The 19,229-nt window shown below is 42.3% G+C and carries 22 protein-coding genes and 1 tRNA gene; 5 read left to right on the top strand and 18 right to left on the bottom strand.

Annotated elements, in window-relative coordinates; all coding sequences use genetic code 11:
* On the top strand, positions 1-693 hold a 693-nt coding region (locus tag PSU78_RS00615; RefSeq protein ID WP_300382694.1), incomplete at its 5' end, for a tyrosine-type recombinase/integrase.
* Positions 694-754: 61 nt separating this feature from the next.
* Here PSU78_RS00615 and PSU78_RS00610 read toward each other — a convergent pair.
* From PSU78_RS00610 to rpsU, 6 genes are all read right to left on the bottom strand, one after another.
* Positions 755-833 (bottom strand) — tRNA-Ile (locus PSU78_RS00610).
* A gap of 49 nt (positions 834-882) precedes the next feature.
* Positions 883-2,820 (bottom strand): RNA polymerase sigma factor RpoD, encoded by a 1,938-nt coding sequence (gene rpoD, locus PSU78_RS00605; protein ID WP_300382691.1) that lies wholly within the window; start codon positions 2,818-2,820, stop codon positions 883-885.
* Positions 2,821-2,981: 161 nt separating this feature from the next.
* Positions 2,982-4,718 (bottom strand): DNA primase, encoded by a 1,737-nt coding sequence (gene dnaG, locus PSU78_RS00600; protein ID WP_300382688.1) that lies wholly within the window; start codon positions 4,716-4,718, stop codon positions 2,982-2,984.
* Between the two features lie 149 nt (positions 4,719-4,867).
* Positions 4,868-5,311: a GatB/YqeY domain-containing protein gene (locus tag PSU78_RS00595; RefSeq protein WP_300382685.1), complete on the bottom strand. Its 444-nt coding sequence runs from the start codon at positions 5,309-5,311 to the stop codon at positions 4,868-4,870.
* Between the two features lie 36 nt (positions 5,312-5,347).
* Complete coding sequence (locus PSU78_RS00590; RefSeq protein WP_300382682.1) at positions 5,348-5,668, bottom strand: DUF3144 domain-containing protein; 321 nt, start codon at positions 5,666-5,668, stop codon at positions 5,348-5,350.
* 9 nt (positions 5,669-5,677) lie between these two features.
* On the bottom strand, positions 5,678-5,890 hold the full coding sequence (gene rpsU, locus PSU78_RS00585) for a 30S ribosomal protein S21 (RefSeq protein ID WP_013149160.1): 213 nt from the start codon (positions 5,888-5,890) through the stop codon (positions 5,678-5,680).
* Positions 5,891-6,122: 232 nt separating this feature from the next.
* On the opposite strand from rpsU, the gene tsaD reads away from it, so the two are divergent.
* Complete coding sequence (tsaD, locus tag PSU78_RS00580; protein WP_300382679.1) at positions 6,123-7,151, top strand: tRNA (adenosine(37)-N6)-threonylcarbamoyltransferase complex transferase subunit TsaD; 1,029 nt, start codon at positions 6,123-6,125, stop codon at positions 7,149-7,151.
* A 7-nt stretch (positions 7,152-7,158) separates the two neighbouring features.
* On the opposite strand, the gene plsY is transcribed toward tsaD, so the two are convergent.
* On the bottom strand, positions 7,159-7,782 hold the full coding sequence (plsY, locus tag PSU78_RS00575) for a glycerol-3-phosphate 1-O-acyltransferase PlsY (RefSeq protein ID WP_300382677.1): 624 nt from the start codon (positions 7,780-7,782) through the stop codon (positions 7,159-7,161).
* A gap of 167 nt (positions 7,783-7,949) precedes the next feature.
* Between plsY and folB the strand changes: the two genes are divergently transcribed.
* The 3 genes from folB to PSU78_RS00560 all read left to right on the top strand — a co-directional run bounded on the left by folB (position 7,950) and on the right by PSU78_RS00560 (position 10,472).
* Positions 7,950-8,300 carry a dihydroneopterin aldolase gene (gene folB, locus PSU78_RS00570; protein ID WP_300382674.1) on the top strand — a complete coding sequence of 117 codons (351 nt, stop codon included), beginning with the start codon at positions 7,950-7,952 and terminating at the stop codon, positions 8,298-8,300.
* A gap of 54 nt (positions 8,301-8,354) precedes the next feature.
* Positions 8,355-9,362 carry a nuclease-related domain-containing protein gene (locus PSU78_RS00565; protein ID WP_300382671.1) on the top strand — a complete coding sequence of 336 codons (1,008 nt, stop codon included), beginning with the start codon at positions 8,355-8,357 and terminating at the stop codon, positions 9,360-9,362.
* Positions 9,363-9,881: 519 nt separating this feature from the next.
* On the top strand, positions 9,882-10,472 hold the full coding sequence (locus PSU78_RS00560; protein WP_300382668.1) for a histidine phosphatase family protein: 591 nt from the start codon (positions 9,882-9,884) through the stop codon (positions 10,470-10,472).
* Positions 10,473-10,479: 7 nt separating this feature from the next.
* Here PSU78_RS00560 and xerD read toward each other — a convergent pair whose 3' ends face one another.
* The 11 genes from xerD to tolB all read right to left on the bottom strand — a co-directional run bounded on the left by xerD (position 10,480) and on the right by tolB (position 19,059).
* Entirely contained in the window at positions 10,480-11,388 is a 909-nt protein-coding gene (gene xerD, locus PSU78_RS00555; RefSeq protein ID WP_300382665.1) for a site-specific tyrosine recombinase XerD, read from the bottom strand.
* Complete coding sequence (locus tag PSU78_RS00550; RefSeq protein WP_300382663.1) at positions 11,381-11,887, bottom strand: methylated-DNA--[protein]-cysteine S-methyltransferase; 507 nt, start codon at positions 11,885-11,887, stop codon at positions 11,381-11,383. The genes xerD and PSU78_RS00550 overlap by 8 nt, the downstream gene beginning before the upstream one ends.
* Before the next feature lie 152 nt (positions 11,888-12,039).
* Positions 12,040-12,435 carry a 50S ribosomal protein L19 gene (gene rplS / locus PSU78_RS00545; RefSeq protein ID WP_300382661.1) on the bottom strand — a complete coding sequence of 132 codons (396 nt, stop codon included), beginning with the start codon at positions 12,433-12,435 and terminating at the stop codon, positions 12,040-12,042.
* A gap of 86 nt (positions 12,436-12,521) precedes the next feature.
* The gene (trmD, locus tag PSU78_RS00540) at positions 12,522-13,277 is read right to left on the bottom strand and encodes a tRNA (guanosine(37)-N1)-methyltransferase TrmD (protein WP_300382705.1); all 756 of its coding nucleotides are present in this window, start codon (positions 13,275-13,277) and stop codon (positions 12,522-12,524) included.
* A gap of 21 nt (positions 13,278-13,298) precedes the next feature.
* The gene (gene rimM, locus PSU78_RS00535; protein ID WP_300382702.1) at positions 13,299-13,838 is read right to left on the bottom strand and encodes a ribosome maturation factor RimM; all 540 of its coding nucleotides are present in this window, start codon (positions 13,836-13,838) and stop codon (positions 13,299-13,301) included.
* 104 nt (positions 13,839-13,942) lie between these two features.
* Positions 13,943-14,443 (bottom strand): 30S ribosomal protein S16, encoded by a 501-nt coding sequence (gene rpsP, locus PSU78_RS00530; RefSeq protein ID WP_300382659.1) that lies wholly within the window; start codon positions 14,441-14,443, stop codon positions 13,943-13,945.
* Between the two features lie 151 nt (positions 14,444-14,594).
* Positions 14,595-15,299: a 7-cyano-7-deazaguanine synthase QueC gene (gene queC / locus PSU78_RS00525; RefSeq protein ID WP_300382657.1), complete on the bottom strand. Its 705-nt coding sequence runs from the start codon at positions 15,297-15,299 to the stop codon at positions 14,595-14,597.
* 26 nt (positions 15,300-15,325) lie between these two features.
* Positions 15,326-15,964 (bottom strand): 7-carboxy-7-deazaguanine synthase QueE, encoded by a 639-nt coding sequence (queE, locus tag PSU78_RS00520; protein WP_300382655.1) that lies wholly within the window; start codon positions 15,962-15,964, stop codon positions 15,326-15,328.
* Positions 15,965-16,133: 169 nt separating this feature from the next.
* Positions 16,134-16,982, bottom strand: a complete 849-nt coding sequence (ybgF, locus tag PSU78_RS00515) for a tol-pal system protein YbgF (RefSeq protein WP_300382653.1) — start codon at positions 16,980-16,982, stop codon at positions 16,134-16,136.
* Positions 16,983-17,028: 46 nt separating this feature from the next.
* The gene (gene pal, locus PSU78_RS00510; RefSeq protein ID WP_300382651.1) at positions 17,029-17,607 is read right to left on the bottom strand and encodes a peptidoglycan-associated lipoprotein Pal; all 579 of its coding nucleotides are present in this window, start codon (positions 17,605-17,607) and stop codon (positions 17,029-17,031) included.
* 132 nt (positions 17,608-17,739) lie between these two features.
* Positions 17,740-19,059, bottom strand: coding sequence for a Tol-Pal system beta propeller repeat protein TolB (tolB, locus tag PSU78_RS00505; protein WP_300382649.1), 1,320 nt, complete (start codon positions 19,057-19,059; stop codon positions 17,740-17,742).
* Positions 19,060-19,229 lie beyond the last annotated feature (170 nt).

The raw sequence follows: 19,229 nt of genomic DNA, 5'->3' as shown, positions 1-19,229 counted from the left end.
AACAGGAAGAGCTTGTCTGAAGTGGTAGTGTCCACTTTATTCAACAGGGGTCAGAATCGTGAACAGGCCTATCTTAGAGCAGTTTTTAACGAGACTATAAGGTTAGGTCATTGGAAAAAAGAAAATCCATTAGTTAAGCTAAGAGCATTCAAAATCCAAGAGCAAGAACTTTCATATCTATCCCTACCTCAGCTTACGGTACTATTAAATCGACTCTCAATTTCAAAAAACATTCATGCAACGTTAATAACTAAGGTCTGCTTATCTACTGGTGGACGCTGGGGTGAAGCTGAAGGGTTACGTATTTCGCAAGTACGTGGTGGACTGATCCAATTTGTACAAACAAAATCAAGTAAGGCGAGGTCTGTTCCTATTTCTGAAGATCTGGAAAAAGACCTTATGGAGCATCATGCAAAAAATGGCAATGGAGAACGTCTATTCGTAAGTGCATATTCAGCATTTAGAGAAGCAATTGAGCAGACCAAACTTAAGCTTTCCGTCGGACAGCTAACACATATTCTAAGACACACATTCGCAAGCCATTTCATGATGAACGGCGGTAATATAATTGCTCTTCAGAAAATACTAGGTCACCACAGTTTAGCGATGACTATGCGATATGCACATCTATCTCCAGAGCATCTCCAAGAAACACTTCAACTTAATCCATTGGCTCGCTTAAATTTCGGTTGAACTTCCGTCGTACTTTCAAATAAATAAGGGGTTAGCAATTAAGCTAACCCCTTGATTTATATGGTGGCCCCCCTGTGAGTCGAACACAGCACCAACGGATTATGAGTCCGCTGCTCTAACCAAGCATGAGCTAGGGGGCCAAAACTTTTAAAGACGCTATTCTAAACTAAGAGTTGAAACCAAGACTAGTTAATCTTGCCCTGTTTCTAAGAAACTACGCAATCTTTCTGAGCGCGTTGGATGACGTAGTTTACGCAATGCCTTTGCTTCAATTTGGCGAATGCGCTCGCGGGTTACATCAAACTGCTTACCAACCTCTTCCAAGGTATGATCCGTATTCATTTCAATACCAAAGCGCATACGCAATACTTTGGCTTCGCGTGGTGTTAATGACTCCAACACTTCACTGGTCGCATCACGTAAGCTGGCGTAAATGGCTGCATCAACAGGCGCTAACGTTTGACCATCCTCAATAAAGTCACCTAAATGTGAATCTTCATCATCACCAATTGGCGTTTCCATTGAAATTGGCTCTTTGCTGATTTTTAAGATTTTACGAATCTTATCTTCAGGCATTTCCATTTTCTCTGCAAGTAATGCTGGATCTGGCTCTACACCCGTTTCTTGTAAAATCTGACGGCTGATACGATTCATTTTATTAATCGTTTCAATCATGTGCACAGGAATACGAATGGTACGTGCTTGGTCGGCAATAGAACGGGTAATTGCCTGACGAATCCACCATGTTGCATAGGTTGAGAATTTGAAGCCGCGACGATATTCAAATTTATCTACCGCTTTCATCAAACCGATATTGCCTTCTTGAATTAGATCCAGGAATTGCAAACCACGGTTTGTATACTTTTTAGCGATCGAAATTACCAAACGCAAGTTAGCTTCAATCATTTCACGTTTAGCACGACGCGCACGCGCCTCACCAGTCGTCATTTGCTTATTGATTTCTTTTAACTCTTTGATTGGAATGCCAACATTTTTTTCTAAATCAATTAAACGCTGTTGTTGATCTAAAATTGAGTGGTTATAACGTATTAACTTCTCAACGTAAGGTTTATCCGCTTTCAGCTCTTCTGCTAGCCAAGCTAAATTACTCTCATTACCTGGGAATGATTTAATGAAGTGCAGTCTAGGCATACCTGATTTTTCTACACAGAAATCAAGCACTTTGCGTTCATGGCTACGTATAGTTTCAACCAAATCACGCACCTGATCACACAAACCTTCAACTTGTTTTGGTGAGAATCTGAATGCTGTTAATTCAACCAGAATTTCTGATAACAATGCTTGATACTCAGGATCTTGAGAGCCTCTTAAAGGCAAGATCTGAGTCATTTTTTTATTCGCAGCACGCACTACCATAAAGCGATTAACGACTTCTTCTTTAAGTTTTGCTAGCGCTTCAGCAGAGATTGCGGCAGCTTTTGCTCCGTCCTCATCTTCACTTTCGTCACTTTCTTCAATATCTTCATCTTCATCTTCGGCAGCTTCAATCACAACATCCGCAACCGCACCTACGTCAGAATCAATCAAACCATCTACTAAATCATCAACGCTTAACTCATCGTTTTCAACTTTATCAACCAATGCCAACAAAGCCGCAATAGTCGTTGGGCAAGCTGCAATCGCTTGAACCATGTGTTTAAGACCGTCTTCAATACGACGTGCAATTTCAATTTCGCTTTCACGGGTAAGCAAATCCACTGTACCCATTTCGCGCATATACATACGCACAGGGTCAGTTGTACGGCCAAAGTCTGAATCTACTGTAGCAAGGGCTTGTTCAGCCTCTTCAACCGCATCTTCATCAGTTACTGCTGGCGGCGCATCAGACATTAACAACACTTCAGCATCAGGCGCTTCTTCGTACACCTGAATACCCATGTCATTAATCATGCCGATGATGCCATCGATTTGCTCAGAGTTTTGAACGTCATCTGGAAGATGATCGTTAATCTCAGCGTAGGTTAAGTAGCCACGCTCTTTACCTAGAACGATGAGAGATTTTAAACGTGAACGGCGTTCTTCTGCGCTAGCTTCTTGAAGCTCAGGGCTTACAAACTCCATTTTATTTTTTTCTGCTAACTGATCGCTTTTCTTTGGTCTTGCCATGTACTCACCTCTAATTTATGCAATTACCATGTTTTTATTTAAAAATGGGCATGGTGAATGTAATTTCCGTAACCCTCTATTATAGCAGAAAATAACGCTATTTTGACCCACAGGCACTGCTAATAATTCCATGTCGCGGCACTCAACTCGCCTCGTAACAGCTATTTCTTTGGTTTACTTCCTAAATTTTTAAGTAAACTTCGCTCATCATCTGTCAGCGCGCTTAAAGGCTTTTCGCTGACCTGTGCCAGCAGCGCACTTTCGTTTTTTTGTAAATAAAGCTGCTTTAATTGCTGTCTTGCGCCAGACATGGCCTGTGCTAAATCCAACGTTTCATCAAGCACATTAAGTTCTTTCTTAATTTCAGCAATGATATGTGCATCAACTTTATTTTCCAACTCACGCATAATCACTACTGGTTTAGAATGAGGATGCATGAGGCAAGTTTCAATAGTCTGCCTTAATAATAATTCATCATCTGAACTACCCGAGACCCATAGCAAATCAGATTTATCCACCAGCGTGGGCTGCATAATCATGGTTAAACAAAAATGGTGATGCAACGAATTAGTCGTACGCGTAAGCTTTGGTCTAGCTTGTACTGGCGCTTTGTTTAGATTAGGCAACTTAAGCAAGCTTTGCATTTCATCAATGGATAACCCTGATAATTCCGCCACTTTTTTTCGCAAATACATGGCGCTTCGCGGCGCATTGATTTGCTGCATAATTGGTTCAGCCTCATTCAAAAATCGCACTTTATCCTCTTGGCTTTGCAAAGGATTATCCTCACTTAAATGCTTGAGAATATATTGCGAAAGTGGCATTGCCGTTTTAATCTCTGCCTCAAATTTTTCTTTGCCAAACTCACGTACATAAGAATCAGGATCATGCTCTTTTGGCAAAAATAGGAATGACAACTTCAATCCATCCGTAAGTGCAGGCAATGCATTCATGGCAGCACGCCAAGCTGCTGTTAGCCCTGCTTTATCGCCATCAAAGCAAAATACCACCTCATCGGTTTGACGCATCAGTTTGGTAATGTGAAATGGTGTTGTGGCCGTACCTAACGCTGCCACCGCGTATTCAATACCATATTGCGCCAAAGCCACTACATCCATGTAACCTTCAACCACTAAGGCACGGCCTGCATCGCGAATGGCTCTACGCGCTAGAAACAAACCGTAAAGTTCATGGCCTTTTTGAAATAGCGGCGTTTCTGGTGAATTGTAATATTTTGGGGTATCTTCTGGATTAATCACGCGCCCGCCGAAACCAATTACCTGACCTTTTTGGTCATGAATTGGGAACATAATCCGATCACGAAATCGGTCATAGCGACGACCTTGATCGTTCTCTACCACCAAGCCCGCAACACTCAAAGCTTCATTATCGTAGTTAGGGAATACGCTCTGTAAATTCTGCCAACCCGCAGGCGCGTAACCCACTTGAAATTTAGCCGCGACTTGACCACTCAAGCCCCGCGCTTTTAGATATTCAATGGCTCGAGGAGATTTTTTAAGTTCCGCTTTGTAGTACTGAGCGGCTTGCTGCAAAGACTCTTGTAAACCTACCACCACTTTATGCTCAGGCTTGTTCGAATCGCGCGTTTCTTGCGGCACAACCATGCCAACCATTCGAGCAAGGTCATTAATCGCTTCTACAAAACTTAACCCTTGGTATTCCATTAAAAAACCAACGGCAGTGCCGTGCGCACCGCAACCAAAGCAGTGATAAAACTGCTTAGTGGGACTAACGGTAAAACTAGGGGATTTTTCGTTGTGAAACGGGCAACAAGCAGAATAATTCGCCCCGGCTTTTTTCAAGGGCGTGATTTTATCAATCACGTCTACAATATCAACGCGATTTAACAACTCTTGAATAAAGCTCTCTGGAATCAAAGTGTTCTGCTTTTATAAGATTTTAGTTAATTTTAGCTTAATTTCGAAGGGGCGTTTCTACAATTAGAGTCGCTTCAATTAATAGAAAACTGCAGAAACAAAAAAGGAGCTTTTCGCTCCTTTAATATTTTTACCAACCAATTTTTTACTTAAGCTAATCGAGTTTTAATCAAACCTGATATTTTCCCCATATCAGCTTTACCAGCAACAAGTGGCTTAATCGCAGCCATCACCTTGCCCATATCTTTTACACCAACGGCGCCTGTATCAGCGACCACTTGATCTAAAATACTTAGAATTTCTGCCTCAGTTAACTGTTGGGGCAAGTATTCTTGCAACACGCTCACTTCGTACTTTTCAACATCGGCCAAATCTGTTCTATTGGCAGACTCATATGCAGCAATTGAATCACGGCGCTGTTTAAGCATTTTTTCAATAGCTGTAATCACATCAGCATCGCTTAACTCAATACGCTCATCAACCTCACGCTGTTTGATAGCCGCTTGCAATAAACGAATAGCACCTAAACGCGCGCTATCTTTAGCGCGCATTGCGGTTTTCATATCTTCAGTGATTTGTAACTTAAGGCTCATCTTAACTTAGGTATTCTAGACTCAGGCGTTCTGGTCTTAGGTATTTTTGATGTAAGTATCAAACTTAGCTTGATAATCTGCCATGTGCTCAGTTAGTGCAATTTTGTATTGATTTACAAAGTACTCTAACGCGGCCGCTTTTTCAGCTTCAAAGTTTTCTTTAGTGCCACATTGATTGGCAATTAAAAACGTATTGAACCTAGCAGATGCAAACAAGAAACTGGCATTCACAACACTCACATCGTTGCTTGCAGCTTGCTCATTGGCAAAACCAATGAACTTATCTGTCAAGCTCCAAAATGCAGCATCATCCGCACTAGCCTCTTGCATTGGCTCTGTAATATTTTCACCAGCCATTACGATGAACTAGTAAAGTTTAGCTGGAAGTGTTTGTTTTAGTAAACGGCGGTACTGACGTTTAACGGCAGCAGCAGCTTTACGTTTACGTTCCCAAGTTGGTTTTTCGTAGAACTCGCGAGCGCGAAGATCATTCAACAAACCTGTTTTTTCAATTAGGCGTTTAAAACGGCGAAGGGCAACGTCAAACGGCTCATTTTCTTTTACGCGTACACTAGACATTCGATCTCTCTTATAACAACAAATTTAATATGGGATTACTCTAATTTCTAACAGGCACTGTAGCGCTTCTGATTTAGAAACTGAGAAAAGCCGACTATTTTAATCGCATAATTGTTTTTATTCAATTACTTTTATGCATTTACCATTAGTTTTGTACATTTATGGTTGAAATGCGTAATAATTCCACTTTTAAAATCTTTAAAGTAATTAATTAGATGCCAGAATTTCTCATATGATAGTCTTAGGTGTGGAATCATCCTGCGACGAAACAGGGCTTGCATTATACGATACCGAGCAAGGTTTACTTGCACACGCGTTGCACTCGCAAGTTGAAATGCATGCTGAATATGGCGGCGTAGTGCCAGAGCTTGCCTCGCGCGACCACATTCGCCGCGTATTACCACTCACTGAAAGCGTACTTAAAACCGCTAACAAAACGCTGCAAGACATTGACGCAATCGCCTACACACAAGGCCCAGGCCTATCTGGCGCGTTGTTAGTTGGCACTAGCTTTGCTGAATCGCTCGCGTTTAGCTTACAAATTCCTACGATTAATGTGCACCATCTTGAAGGCCACTTGCTTGCGCCTTTGCTTGAAGCCAATCCTCCTGCTTTTCCATTTGTGGCGCTGCTAGTTTCGGGCGGGCACAGCCAACTGATGCGCGTGGATGGCATTGGTGAATATGAATTACTTGGCGACACCTTAGATGACGCCGCAGGTGAAGCTTTTGATAAGACCGCCAAATTGTTAGGCTTAGGCTACCCAGGTGGGCCTGCGCTATCTAAATTGGCACAAAGTGGTAACCCGCGCTTTAAATTACCTCGTCCATTATTAAATAGCGGCGATTTGAATTTTAGTTTTAGTGGCTTAAAAACGGCGGTGTTAACACTGGTGAATCAGCACCAACCCTTAGATGCCACAACTACTGCAGATATTGCTTGGGAGTTTCAAGAAGCGGTCACTGAAATATTAACGCTGAAATGCATGACGGCTTTGCGTGAAACTGGCTTAGATAACTTAGTGGTTTCAGGGGGCGTAAGCGCCAACTCAAAACTGCGTGAAAAACTGAATGCCGCTACTAAACGTAAACTTTGCAAAGTGAGCTATCCACGTTTAGAATTTTGTACAGACAACGGCGCGATGATTGCCTTTGCAGGTGCAATGCGCCTTAAAGCCATGCATGGTAATGGCAATAAAAACTACGGTTTTAGTGTACGCCCACGTTGGGATTTAGCTGAGTTGCAAAAACCTACGATTTAGAAACAGCTTACTTTTTCTTACCAAAACCTGATTCGGTACCTGCCAGCAACTTCTGAATATTGCTTCTATGGCGCCAAATCAGAATTACCGCCATCACAGTTACTGCAATCACATAATCTTTATACGCTGACAATAAAAACCACGCATATACTGGCGCAAATGCTGCTGCCGCAATCGCAGCGAGTGATGAAAAGCGCGAAATCGCAAAAACCACAATCCAAGTAACAACTGCCGCTAAACCGAGTAATGGTGAAATAGCTAACATTACACCCAGCGCAGTAGCCACACCCTTGCCGCCTTTGAATTTATAAAAAATCGGGTACAAATGCCCAAAAAATACAGCCAAGCCAACTGAAGCGATTACCCACATCAACATATCAGACTGCAACGCCAACCAAACGGGCAACCAACCTTTTAACACATCGCCCAATAAAGTAAGCGCAGCCGCCAGTTTTTTGCCACTACGCAATACATTCGTCGCACCAGGATTACCTGAGCCCACAGTACGCGGGTCAGGCAAGCCAAACAGCTTACTCACGATAATGCCAAATGCAACAGAACCCAATAGATACGCAGCCACAATCCAAACCACAGGAATCAACGTGACTGGTACAAACCCTAATTCATTCATTTAAATTCTCTTAGCGATGATGCTCACCGAAGCGAACATTCGAACAAATAATCAATCAAGCAACTTTTAATCACAGAACTTTTAATCACAACTATATATTGTAGTTTAATATTCAAAATATTACTGGATTCTGGACATTACAAGAATCACAACACGAGAATAAACCAATGGACATCATATTTTTAGAGCAAGTTAAAGTGCAAACCAAATTAGGCGTACCCGAATGGGAACGCATGATGCCGCAAACCATCATTCTAGACATTGAAATTGGCTACGACTTAACCAACGCCTGCAAAAGCGACGCCATTGCCGATACCATAGACTACGGCGCAGTCGTGGGCCGAATACGTGAAACATTAACTGAACATAGCTTTCAATTGGTAGAAGCCTTGGCGGAGCATATTTGCCAATTAATTTTGAAGGAGTTTGGTGCGTTGAGTGTGAAGATTAAAGTGGCTAAGCCAGCGATATTGCCAGGGTTGAAGGCTTTGGGGGTGGTGATTGAGCGCATTAAATAAGATTTTTTGATGTATCATCAATTCTTTTCAATAAGCTTTTAAACTTTAAAAAATATGATTTTCAAAGAAAATAATAACGCAGCACCAACTGATAAATTTGAAAAAGCAGGCTATGATGCAGAGAGGAAAGTAGCCTTCTATCTAAAAATGGCTTTTGATGAAAACCCTGACTTACTTGTGCTGCATGATTTACGTTTGGAGTCTGGCGATATTACAGCACAGATGGATCACCTTATCATTCACCAACACGGCCTCATTATTATTGAAAGTAAGAGTGTTGCGGGCAAGCTTTCAGTTCAAGATGATGGGCAATGGGTGAAGTGGTATACACAAAAATCAGGTAAAGATAAAAGTGTTGGAATGCCAAGTCCTATTAAGCAAGCAAGACTTCAAGGGCAGACACTTATGAGCGTCTTGTCACAGGGGGTAAACGAAAATGTCCGCCCCGCACTACAAACCCTTCCAGTGGATGTTCTAGTCGCTTTTTCAAATCATAATGGTGGCGTTTTCATCGCTAAAGATAAAAGCCAATATCCTGAAATGTGTCCTGCAGATGCTGCAGATGATAGAGTCAAAGAGATTTTGGCGATAAGAGCCAAAAAACCGCAAGACTTTAGTTTATCTGAAACAAATAGAGACAAACTCGCAAACTATTTAACTAAAATTCATAAACCTTACCAAGCACCTGTTTCTGCAACAAATAAGACTTATCCAAAACAAGAAATCGAAGCGACAATTAAAGTTGAGCAAACAATTGCTGCATATACTTCCGTTGAAAATCCAAATAGCGCTTTTGGTACATTTGCTAGCTTCCTAACCAATACTTTAACGCCTCAAAAAAACCAGTTCAAGCATATTTGTCGCAAGTGCAAATCAGACAAACTAGAGGTAAGGTTTGGTAAAAACTATTACTTAAAGTGCTTGAGTTGCGATGAAAATAATCGGATCGATTCCTGTTGTTCTAAATGCAAGAGTCTTCTCAAAATCCGTAAAGATAAAAATTTATTTTTTGCCGAATGCAAAAATTGTAATTCTTCTGAGTTATTTCACTGCAACAGCTAATTCTTCCCCCTTTCACCACGCCGAGCAACGCAGACATAAAGGAAGCCTTCAGCAAGCGGCTGTTTGAGCCAAATGATTTTCTTGGCGAGTTTCCGATTGCTGCCTTTATGTTGAGTAGCGCAGGGAAGGCGAAGCCCGTGGTGTTGGGGTGCCGTTTTCTTTGGTTACTTTCTTTTCAGGCAGTTAAAAGAAAGTGACTAGCCGTCGGGCTACCCCCGACACGTTGAATCACCTAGAAATATCGCATAAGTCACTAGATTCCGATTTTTCACATTTTACTTGCCATTTAAGTGGCTTAGTAAACTGGGGAAGACCTTTACGGTCTCATCGGAATGACGAATTGAGGTGGACTTCACCCTCACCCTAGCCCTCTCCCTAAAGGGCGAGGGGATAGTAAAAAGATTCCCGCGTGCGCGAGAATGACGGAATATAAGGTATAAAACACCTGCCATCGGAGTCAATATCTACGCGCCTCCCAGCACGATGCTTTTACTTATAAAAGCCTGTATGATAATTTACATGCAAAACATTCCATTCAAAAAGTATTACTTAGCGCTTTTACTCGCAATCGCAGCGGTTTTACTAACAAGTTGCGATGATAAAAAACATCAGTCTGATAAAAACTCGCCTAGCAACAATCTCAAAGTCGTCATTATTCGCCACGGTGAAAAACCAAAAGATGGCAACAATTTATCCTGCCAAGGTCAAAATCGCGCATTGCAATTGCCTACTGTGCTGTATGCAAAATTAAATACTCCAGATTATATTTATGTGCCCGCGCTAAAAAGCGATGATGAAACTAAACATAGTCGGATGTTTCAAACCATTAGCCCATTTGCGATTAAATATAATCTGCCCATTAACAGTAAATATAGCGCGGACGAAAATGAAAAAATCGCCAAGAGTGTATTTAACAAAGATGGTCTAGTGCTGATGGTGTGGGAGCATAGCGCTATTCAGGCATTGGCTGGTGCGCTTGGTGTGAAAGACGCGCCGCAATGGGCTGATAAAGACTTTGATAGCGTTTGGATAATCAATTACCAAGATGGAAAAGCCATGCTAACGATGGATAAAGAAGGCATTAATCCTGCTATGGAATGCAGTTACTAAGGCAGGCTTACCCACGCGGGTGATGCATACTATGCAACTGCTTCAAGCGCTCGCGCGCCACATGCGTATAGATCTGCGTGGTGGAAATATCCGAATGCCCAAGTAGCATCTGCACCACACGTAAATCCGCACCGTGATTCAGTAAATGCGTTGCAAACGCATGACGCAATACATGCGGCGACATATGTTTAGTAATGCCTGCTAAAAGTGCATGGCGCTTAATTAAATACCAAAAAGCTTGACGCGTCATCTCCTCGCCCCGATTTGTGACAAATAGCGCATCACATAATCGCTTTTGTAAAATTGCCGCGCGTGCGCCGCTTAAGTAACGCGAAATCCAGTCAACCGCTTCTTCGCCCATCGGTACTAATCGCGTTTTACTGCCTTTACCTGTAATTCGCACAACGCCGTCGCCCAAACTGACTTCTGTGACTTTAACACCTACCAATTCAGACACACGCAGTCCGCAGGCGTAGAGTAGCTCTAACATCGCCCTATCGCGCAATCCTGCTGGCTCTTCAATGTTCGGGGCATTGAGTAAGGCTATCACTTCTTCTTCATTTAAACTTTTTGGCAAGCTGCGCGGTAGTTTAGGCGATTGAATTTGGATGGTCGGGTCTAGGCTAATTCTGTTATCGCGCATTAAGTAGCGATAAAATCTGCGCATACTAGCTATCAATCGACTAATGCTACGCGGCTTGCTCAGTGGAAACTTAACCGCTAGATATTGTTGAATATCGGCTTGGTCAACGGTGAGTAATTGCTTGTTCTGTGGTGTGAGCCAAAGCGCAAATGAGGTTAAATCTAAGCGATAGCTTTCTAAGGTATTTTTAGATAAGCCATCTTCCAGCCATAAATGGTCAATGAAAGTATCCAGCTCTGCCGCATCTTGCGACGAGAGCGTGTGTTCACTCATGCGAGTAGCCTTTCACACCTTCATGCGCTAACAGCCAGCGTTTAAAAGATAATCCATAGTCTTTACCCTGCATAAATCCGCCTATGCCATTCTTCGCAACTACGCGATGGCATGGAATGATAAGTGGAATGTGATTTGCACCACAAGCATTTGCCACAGCGCGTGGCCCTGAACCAATTTGATTGGCAATCTGCCCATAGGTAGCTACTTGACCTAATGGAATGGCGGCAATCGCCTGCCAAACACGTTGTTGAAAGGCTGTGCCTTGTTGTTGGTAAAGAGCTGAGTTAAATTGCAGGTTGGCTTGTTTTAGGTATTGTTGTATCTGCTCGCAAGCTTGCTGTACGAGCGAATTTTTTATCACTGTGGGATGATAAAATTGCAGATTTTCTTGCGGTGGAGATTCAAGCAATAAATCAATCGCAAGTTGATTGCCTTGCATGGCAATGGCAACCACACCAAAAGGCGCATCAACAAGAGCTTCGTATTGAGGAATCATCAGTGTTATGTTAAACCAATATGATGCAGATGCAAACGAAAAGTCTTGAGTGAAAATTCGTGCGTCTGAATTTTTGGAGAATAAATAGACGTAAAAAAACCCAAAAGCCTTTCGACATTTGGGTTTCTGCTTTCAGCAAGAAGGGCTTAAATTTAAGCGCTTTCTGCTGGAGCCATCACTTCTTTTTCACGTGTGAACAATTTTTCTTTAATACGTGCTGATTTACCTGAACGCTCACGTAGGTAGTAAAGTTTCGCACGGCGAACATCGCCACGACGTTTAACTTCAATGCTAGCGATTAGCGGTGAGTAAGTTTGGAATGTACGCTCAACACCTTCACCAGATGAAATTTTACGCACGATGAATGATGAGTTCAAACCACGGTTACGTTTAGCAATTACAACGCCTTCGTATGATTGCACACGTTTACGTGTACCTTCAACTACGTTCACGCCAACTACTACAGTGTCGCCTGGTGCAAAAGATGGAATAACTTTGCCTAAACGGGCAATTTCTTCCTCTTCCAACATTTTAATAATATCTGCCATTTTCTATATCCACTGGGTTTCCCCTGTGTGGTTCCTTTTAATTATGAAGAAACTTGTTCCTGCACTTTAGCCAACTTTTTACAGATTTAATCACTCAAATCTGTATCGAGTTCTTTGAGCAGACGTGCTTCTTCTTTCGTCAACGGCCTTGCGGCCAATAAATCGGGACGTTGATCCCGAGTTCTTTTCAGCGACATTTTCAAACGCCACTGCTTAATCTTTGCATGATTGCCCGAAGTTAAAACCTCTGGCACTTTCACACCTTTATATTCTTCTGGCCTTGTGTAGTGCGGGCAATCTAACAAGCCATCTACGAAAGAATCTTCAATCGCAGAATCACTATCACCTAAAGCACCCGGCAATTGCCTGACAATGGCATCTATCAATGTCATGGCAGGTAATTCACCACCACTTAACACATAGTCACCTATCGAGATCTCTTCATCGACTAAGGCATCTATCAGTCGTTGATCAACACCTTCATAACGACTTGCCAACAACACTAAACCTTGCTTTTTACTTAACTGCATGACTTTTTCATGCGTCAGCGGTTTACCCGCTGGTGAAAGATGGATGACCCAACTTTCAATATTTTCTTCAGCTTGTTTTAACTTCGCTGAGCTAATGGCTTGCTCTAATGGTTCTACCAGCATCACCATACCAGGGCCGCCACCGTATGGCCTGTCATCTACGGTTTTATGATTATCTGTAGTGAAATCGCGTGGATTCCAATATTGCACATCATAAATCTTTTGCTGTAATGCTCTGCTGGTAATGCCATATTTCGTAATGGCATCGAACATTTCAGGAAACAGCGTAACTACATCAAATTTAAAAGCCATCATCAAACTTGAACGGCATGACTAGAAATCTGCATCCCAATCCACCAACATTGTTTTTGCTGTTGTATCTACTTCAAGCACTACTGCGTCAATAAATGGCAATAATCTTTCTTGCGGTTTTTCTTTGGCTATGGCTTTAACAGCTGAATCTTCTTGCTTTACGGCATCTGCACGTACTGCAATCACATCATTTGCACCAGTTTCAAACACATCAACAATCAAGCCAAAATCAACATCTTGTTTGTTCTTAACGCGTAAACCAATCAAATCTGACCAGTAATACTCATTTTCTTCAGCTTCTGGTAATTGCTCTCTTGGCACGGCTATTTGCTTACCCTTGCAAGCAAGCGCCGCATCGCGGTCATCTATGCCTTTAAGCTTAACAACTAGTACGTCATTGTGTGTTTTGGCAGTTTCAACCACCATTTCACGCCAATCTTCGCCTTTGCCCAGCCACCAAGAATCGTAATCAAATAAGCCGTCAAACGCTTCTGTATCTGGCACAATTTTCAGCCAGCCAAAAACGCCGTAGGGCGCAACGATGCGCCCCATGACTACCATACTACTGCTTGTTTGCTTTGTATTTGCCAAAACCTTAGTACTTGCCAAAATTAGCTACAGACTTAGTCAATCGCTCGGTGACACAAATCACCTGAGCGATGATATTAAGCGTCTGCAGCTGGTGTTTCAGCAACTTCTGCAGCGGCTTCAACTGGAGCAGCGGCAGCTTCGGCCTCAGCAGCTTTTGCTGCGGCCGAAGCTTCAGCGGCCTGAGCTGCTTGTTCAGCGGCTTTAGCATCCGCTTCAGCTTTAGCAGCATCTGCAGCAGCTTTTTGTTTTGCAGCTTCAACAGCAGCAATTTTAGCTTTAACAGCATCAGCTTTAGCAGCATCTTTTGCTTTAGCAGCAATAGCGTACTCAGGGCCTTTAGCGTGAAATTTAACCAAACGTGCCACTGTATCAGACAGTTGTGCACCTTGACCTTGCCAGAATGTAACACGCTCTTGATCTACACGAAGCGCTTCTGCACCAGCTTTTGCTGATGGGTTGTAAAAACCAACACGCTCAATGAAGCGGCCGTCACGACGATTGCGTGAATCAGCAACTACCACGTTGTAGAAAGGAGTTTTTTTCGCGCCACCACGAGCTAAACGAATAATAACCATAATCTTTGTTCTCTTTTAGAAAATTTTAAAGCAGAAAGGCGCGGATTTTACGTTATTAATGATGGGTTTGGCAAGTAGTTTGTGCATTAATCCCATAATTAATCTTTGTGCAAAATCTGTCGTTTTAAAACTGTGCTGCTTATACACAGTTTTAGCGCCATGTTGAGTTGTGTTTTTTATATCGCGTTGGGTCTGTCAAGCCTGCGGCGGCAAAACCTTCTCGCCTTAAACGGCATGAGTCACACAATCCACATGCCTCGCCATGGCTGTCAGCTTGATAGCAAGAGACGGTCATCGCGTAGTCAACACCAAGCTCAGTGCCAAGCGTAATAATTTGTGCTTTTGTCATATCAATTAATGGCGCGTGTATGGTAATTGCATGCCCCTCTACTGCGCTTTTAGTCGCTAGGTTCGCCATCGCTTGAAATGCTTTAACGTATTCACCCCGACAATCAGGGTAACCTGAGTAATCGAGCGCGTTCACGCCGATAAAAATATCCTGACTTTTTAACACCTCCGCCCATGCCAAAGCTAAAGACAGCATAATAGTGTTTCGTGCGGGTACGTATGTGATCGGTATGCCAGCCGTTTCACTTTCTGGCACAGCAATCGCATCATCTGTTAATGCCGAGCCACCAAATAAAGATAAATCCAAGTTAGCGGTTTTATGTGCTGAAGCGCCCATAATACTAGCCACGTTTTTAGCCGCATGTAACTCGGCAATATGGCGCTGATGATAGTCCAAGCTCAAACAATAACATTCAAAACCTTGAGATTTTGCGATTGCAAGACAGGTAGCGGAGTCTAGTCCGCCAGAAAGAAGTACCACTGCATTCTTTTTTGTTTTATTTTCCATATTGAAATCCATGCCGAAACTCTAATCTAAACCCCAGGTTTTTCGCCCCATAAAATTTTATGTAGCTGTACTTGCATACGCACAGGTAACTTGTCCGCCAATACCCACTCTGCTAGTTCGGTAGGGTTTACTTGACTATAGACTGGTGAAAATAATACGGGACATTTTTCGGCAATTTTATGTGTATTTAATAGCTCTTTCGCCCATTGGTAATCTTCTCGACTACACAATACAAATTTCACTTCGTCTGAGCTTTTTAAATGCTCTAAATTACTCCAAACATTATTTTTTAGCTCACCTGAATCTGGTGTTTTGACATCAAGTATCACAGAAACACGTTTATCTACTGGGCTAATATCAATTGCACCACCTGTTTCTAACGATACGCTGTAGCCTGCATCACATAAGTCTTTTAGCAACACATGGCAATCTTTTTGCGCTAGCGGCTCACCGCCTGTTACGGTGACATATTTTGCTCCAAATTCAGTGACCTTAGTCAAAATATCAGCAATCTCAATATTACTGCCGCCACTAAATGCATAAGCGGTATCGCAATACACGCAGCGCATTGGGCAGCCCGTTAGGCGCACAAATACTGTGGGTAATCCTACGCGTGAGGATTCACCTTGTATTGAGTAAAAAATTTCGTGGACTTTGAGCTTCATTACTTGAGTTTCATTAAACACTTAATATGCCAGAGAGACTGATTGACTTAAAAAAATAGCGCCAACTTGAATTGGCGCCATTGTAACTTAAATATTGATTTACTTAAATTGAGCTAAGTGAATGTTTTAGCAAAAGAACTTATTTCAATAGTCGTTCATTCAATACAAGTTACTTAATCGCCTCTAATGCTTTTAAGCGTTTCTGTGCAGTAGGCGTTACTTCGCTATTGGGAAACTGAGCGATTAAGTCGCGCAAAGTTTTTTTCGCACCTGGTACTAAGCCTAGCTGAATCTGGCTATTCGCCATGTTCAACATCGCATCTGGCACTTTCGGGCTTTCGGGATGTAAATCTATTACTTTTTGTTGTGTGGCAATGGCTGATTTATAGTTTTTTAATGCAAATTGTGAATAGCCTAAACCGTAAGTTGCCTCTGCTGCCAGAGTGCTGTTTGGATAATCCTTTAAGAATTTATCATAAGCATTGAATGCATCTTTATGTTTAGACTCTTTGGATAGACCATTGGCCAACTCTAACAATTGATACTCTTGCGTATTTTTAGCTGGAGCTGCTACAACCGCAGTTGGCGGTGGCGCTGAGGTATCACTTGAACCAGCTGCCACAGAAGACGTAGCGCCGCTTTCTAGCTTACGCAAGCGTGTATCGGTATCGCCATACAAATCCTTTTGTCGTTGCTGAGTCGCATCAACATTATGATTCGCCACTTCCAACTCACCTTTAAGTCTTGCAACTTCTTGCTTTAAAGATTCAATCTGATTCTGCATCTCCATTAAGCCACCACCCTTGGTGATGGCCTCAATGGCTTGCAAACGCTGCTCAAAGTCTTTTTTTAGGTTCGCCAACTCAGTCTGATTCGCCTGATCCTGACTATTCATTGTCGCTTCTACTTCTAGAATCTTTTTGCGCGCCTCTTTGTCGTCAAACAAAGCTGCATGGCCACTTATTGCAAATAGCTGCACAGACAACAACACACTAGCCAGTATCAGTTTTTTCATCATACTTTTTAAGTCCTAAATAGTCAGTTCTCAGCAATCGATTCTACAATTACTCGTTTTCGTAGACTACATCTACACGACGATTTTGTTTTGAACATGCTTCGTCCTCACAACCTTCCGTGGCTTTTTCTTCACCAAAACTTACAGTTTCAATTTGTGTATCTTTTACGCCCAGTAAGTTAAGTGAGCTTTTCACAGCAACTGAACGGCGTTGACCTAATGACAAGTTGTACTCACGAGTACCGCGCTCATCGGTATTGCCTTGTAAAATTACTTTTGCTGAAGTGTGTGCAAGCAAGTATTTAGCATGCGCCTCAATTAGTGGGCGGAACTCAGCCTTAACTGCATCACTATCAAAATCGAAATAAACATTACGTTTAGATAAGATATTGTTTGGATCTTTTAATGGATTGTTGGCTGAATCTGTCGCATTGCCATCAATCGCCACTTCTTTAACAGCTGAAGTATCTGCACCTGTATTATTTTCTGCTGGTTTAGTCGCCTGCGCTGGGCTTTTATCTTCCACGGCTACTGGGGCTGTGTTCATTGGCGTGCTTTTACAAGCGCTTAACACTAATGCCAACAATAAGCTGCTTAGTAACTTGGTATTCCATGTAGATTTATTCATATTACTCTCCTCAAGAAGTCATGCTTTATAAAATATACTCAAACTAAAACTTTATTATTTCTATTACACGTATTACTACTATGTTTACTACAACCTATGCACTTTAGACGCCCGCTATTTAATTAGCAGGCACTATTTAATTAAAGGCCCCCAAGCTGGCTCACGAATGTCGCCACTAGATTCATTCAACTTTTGCTTAACGCGGCCATCTGCAGATACAGCAGCTAAAGCACCGTGTCCACTTGAGCGTGTTGCATAAAGAATCACACGACCATTTGGTGCAAAGCTTGGCGACTCATCTTGCGAACCATCGCTTAACAACTGTACTTGCCCTGTTGCTAGATCTTGCAATGCCACTCGAAACTTACCACCATCATTTCGTATCATCGCCAAAGATTTACCATCTGGCGAGAAACGTGGGCTAACGTTATACGCGCCTTCAAAAGTCACACGTTGGGGATCACCGCCATTGGCAGAAACCTTGTAGATTTGCGGCTTACCACCACGGTCTGAAGTAAAGTATATCCACTTAGCATCTGAAGACCAAGTCGGCTCGGTGTCAATCGCATTGCCTTTTGTAATACGATTCAAGCCAGAACCATCGACATTGATAGTGTACACCTGAGAGTTAGCGCCATAAGTGAGTACAATCGCCAACTTACTGCCATCTGGCGACCATGCTGGCGCACTATTATTACCTTTAAAGCTGGCCAATACAGTGCGCTGACCACTTAAGGCCTGCACGTAAATAATCGGTTTTTTCTTTTCAAACGAAACATAGGCAATTTTATTGCCTTCAGGTGACCATGCTGGCGAAATAATTGGCTCTTTTGATGACACCATCGTCAGTGGATTTGCGCCATCAGCATCGGCCACTTTAAGCATGTAACGGTCATTAGCCTTGGTCACATAAGCGATACGACTAGCAAAGATACCTGATTCACCGGTAAGTTTCTGATAAATCACATCTGCAATTTTATGTGCGGTTGCCCTTAGCTGATTCGGAGCAATGGTGTATTGCATACCAGTTAATTGCGTTTGCTTAAGTACATCTGCCAACTGAAACGTAACTTTCAAACGATTATTTGGTAGCGTCTCTACAGCACCAACTGCCATAGCCTGTGCTTGCAAATTTGCCCACTCAGAATATTTGATTTGCGTAATATCGGTAGGTTTATTCACCACGCCGCCAGTTTCTAGCACGCGAAATAAACCACTGCGTTTCAAATCAGCCGCAATAATATTACTGATACTGTCTGCGCTGTTACCACTTTGCTCAAAAGGCACAATGGCGATTGGCACTTGCTGTGCGCTACCGCCGCTAATTTCAATTTCTAACGCGGCACTAGCTAACGATGGAATAAACAGACTTGCAGAAAATATAGCTAAATTAAGTATTTTGGAGAATTGCAGGTTTAAAAAACTTAACTTGGGAAATCTAAGTATATGCATAGGCTATGTTTAATGTCTTTAAATTAATCACTTATTAAAATCTAAAATTTGGAACCCAGAAGCACCTACTAAGTTCACTTTGAATTTTAACCCAGGCTTATTTTGACGCCTCAAGCATTTTGACGCCACACGATTTACACTTTGTTACAAAGTGCCATTCGAATAATTAT

It is taken from the genome of Methylotenera sp. (assembly GCF_029945705.1).
Taxonomy (GTDB): Bacteria; Pseudomonadota; Gammaproteobacteria; order Burkholderiales; family Methylophilaceae; genus Methylotenera.
This window is presented reverse-complemented; position numbering and strand designations above follow the sequence as displayed.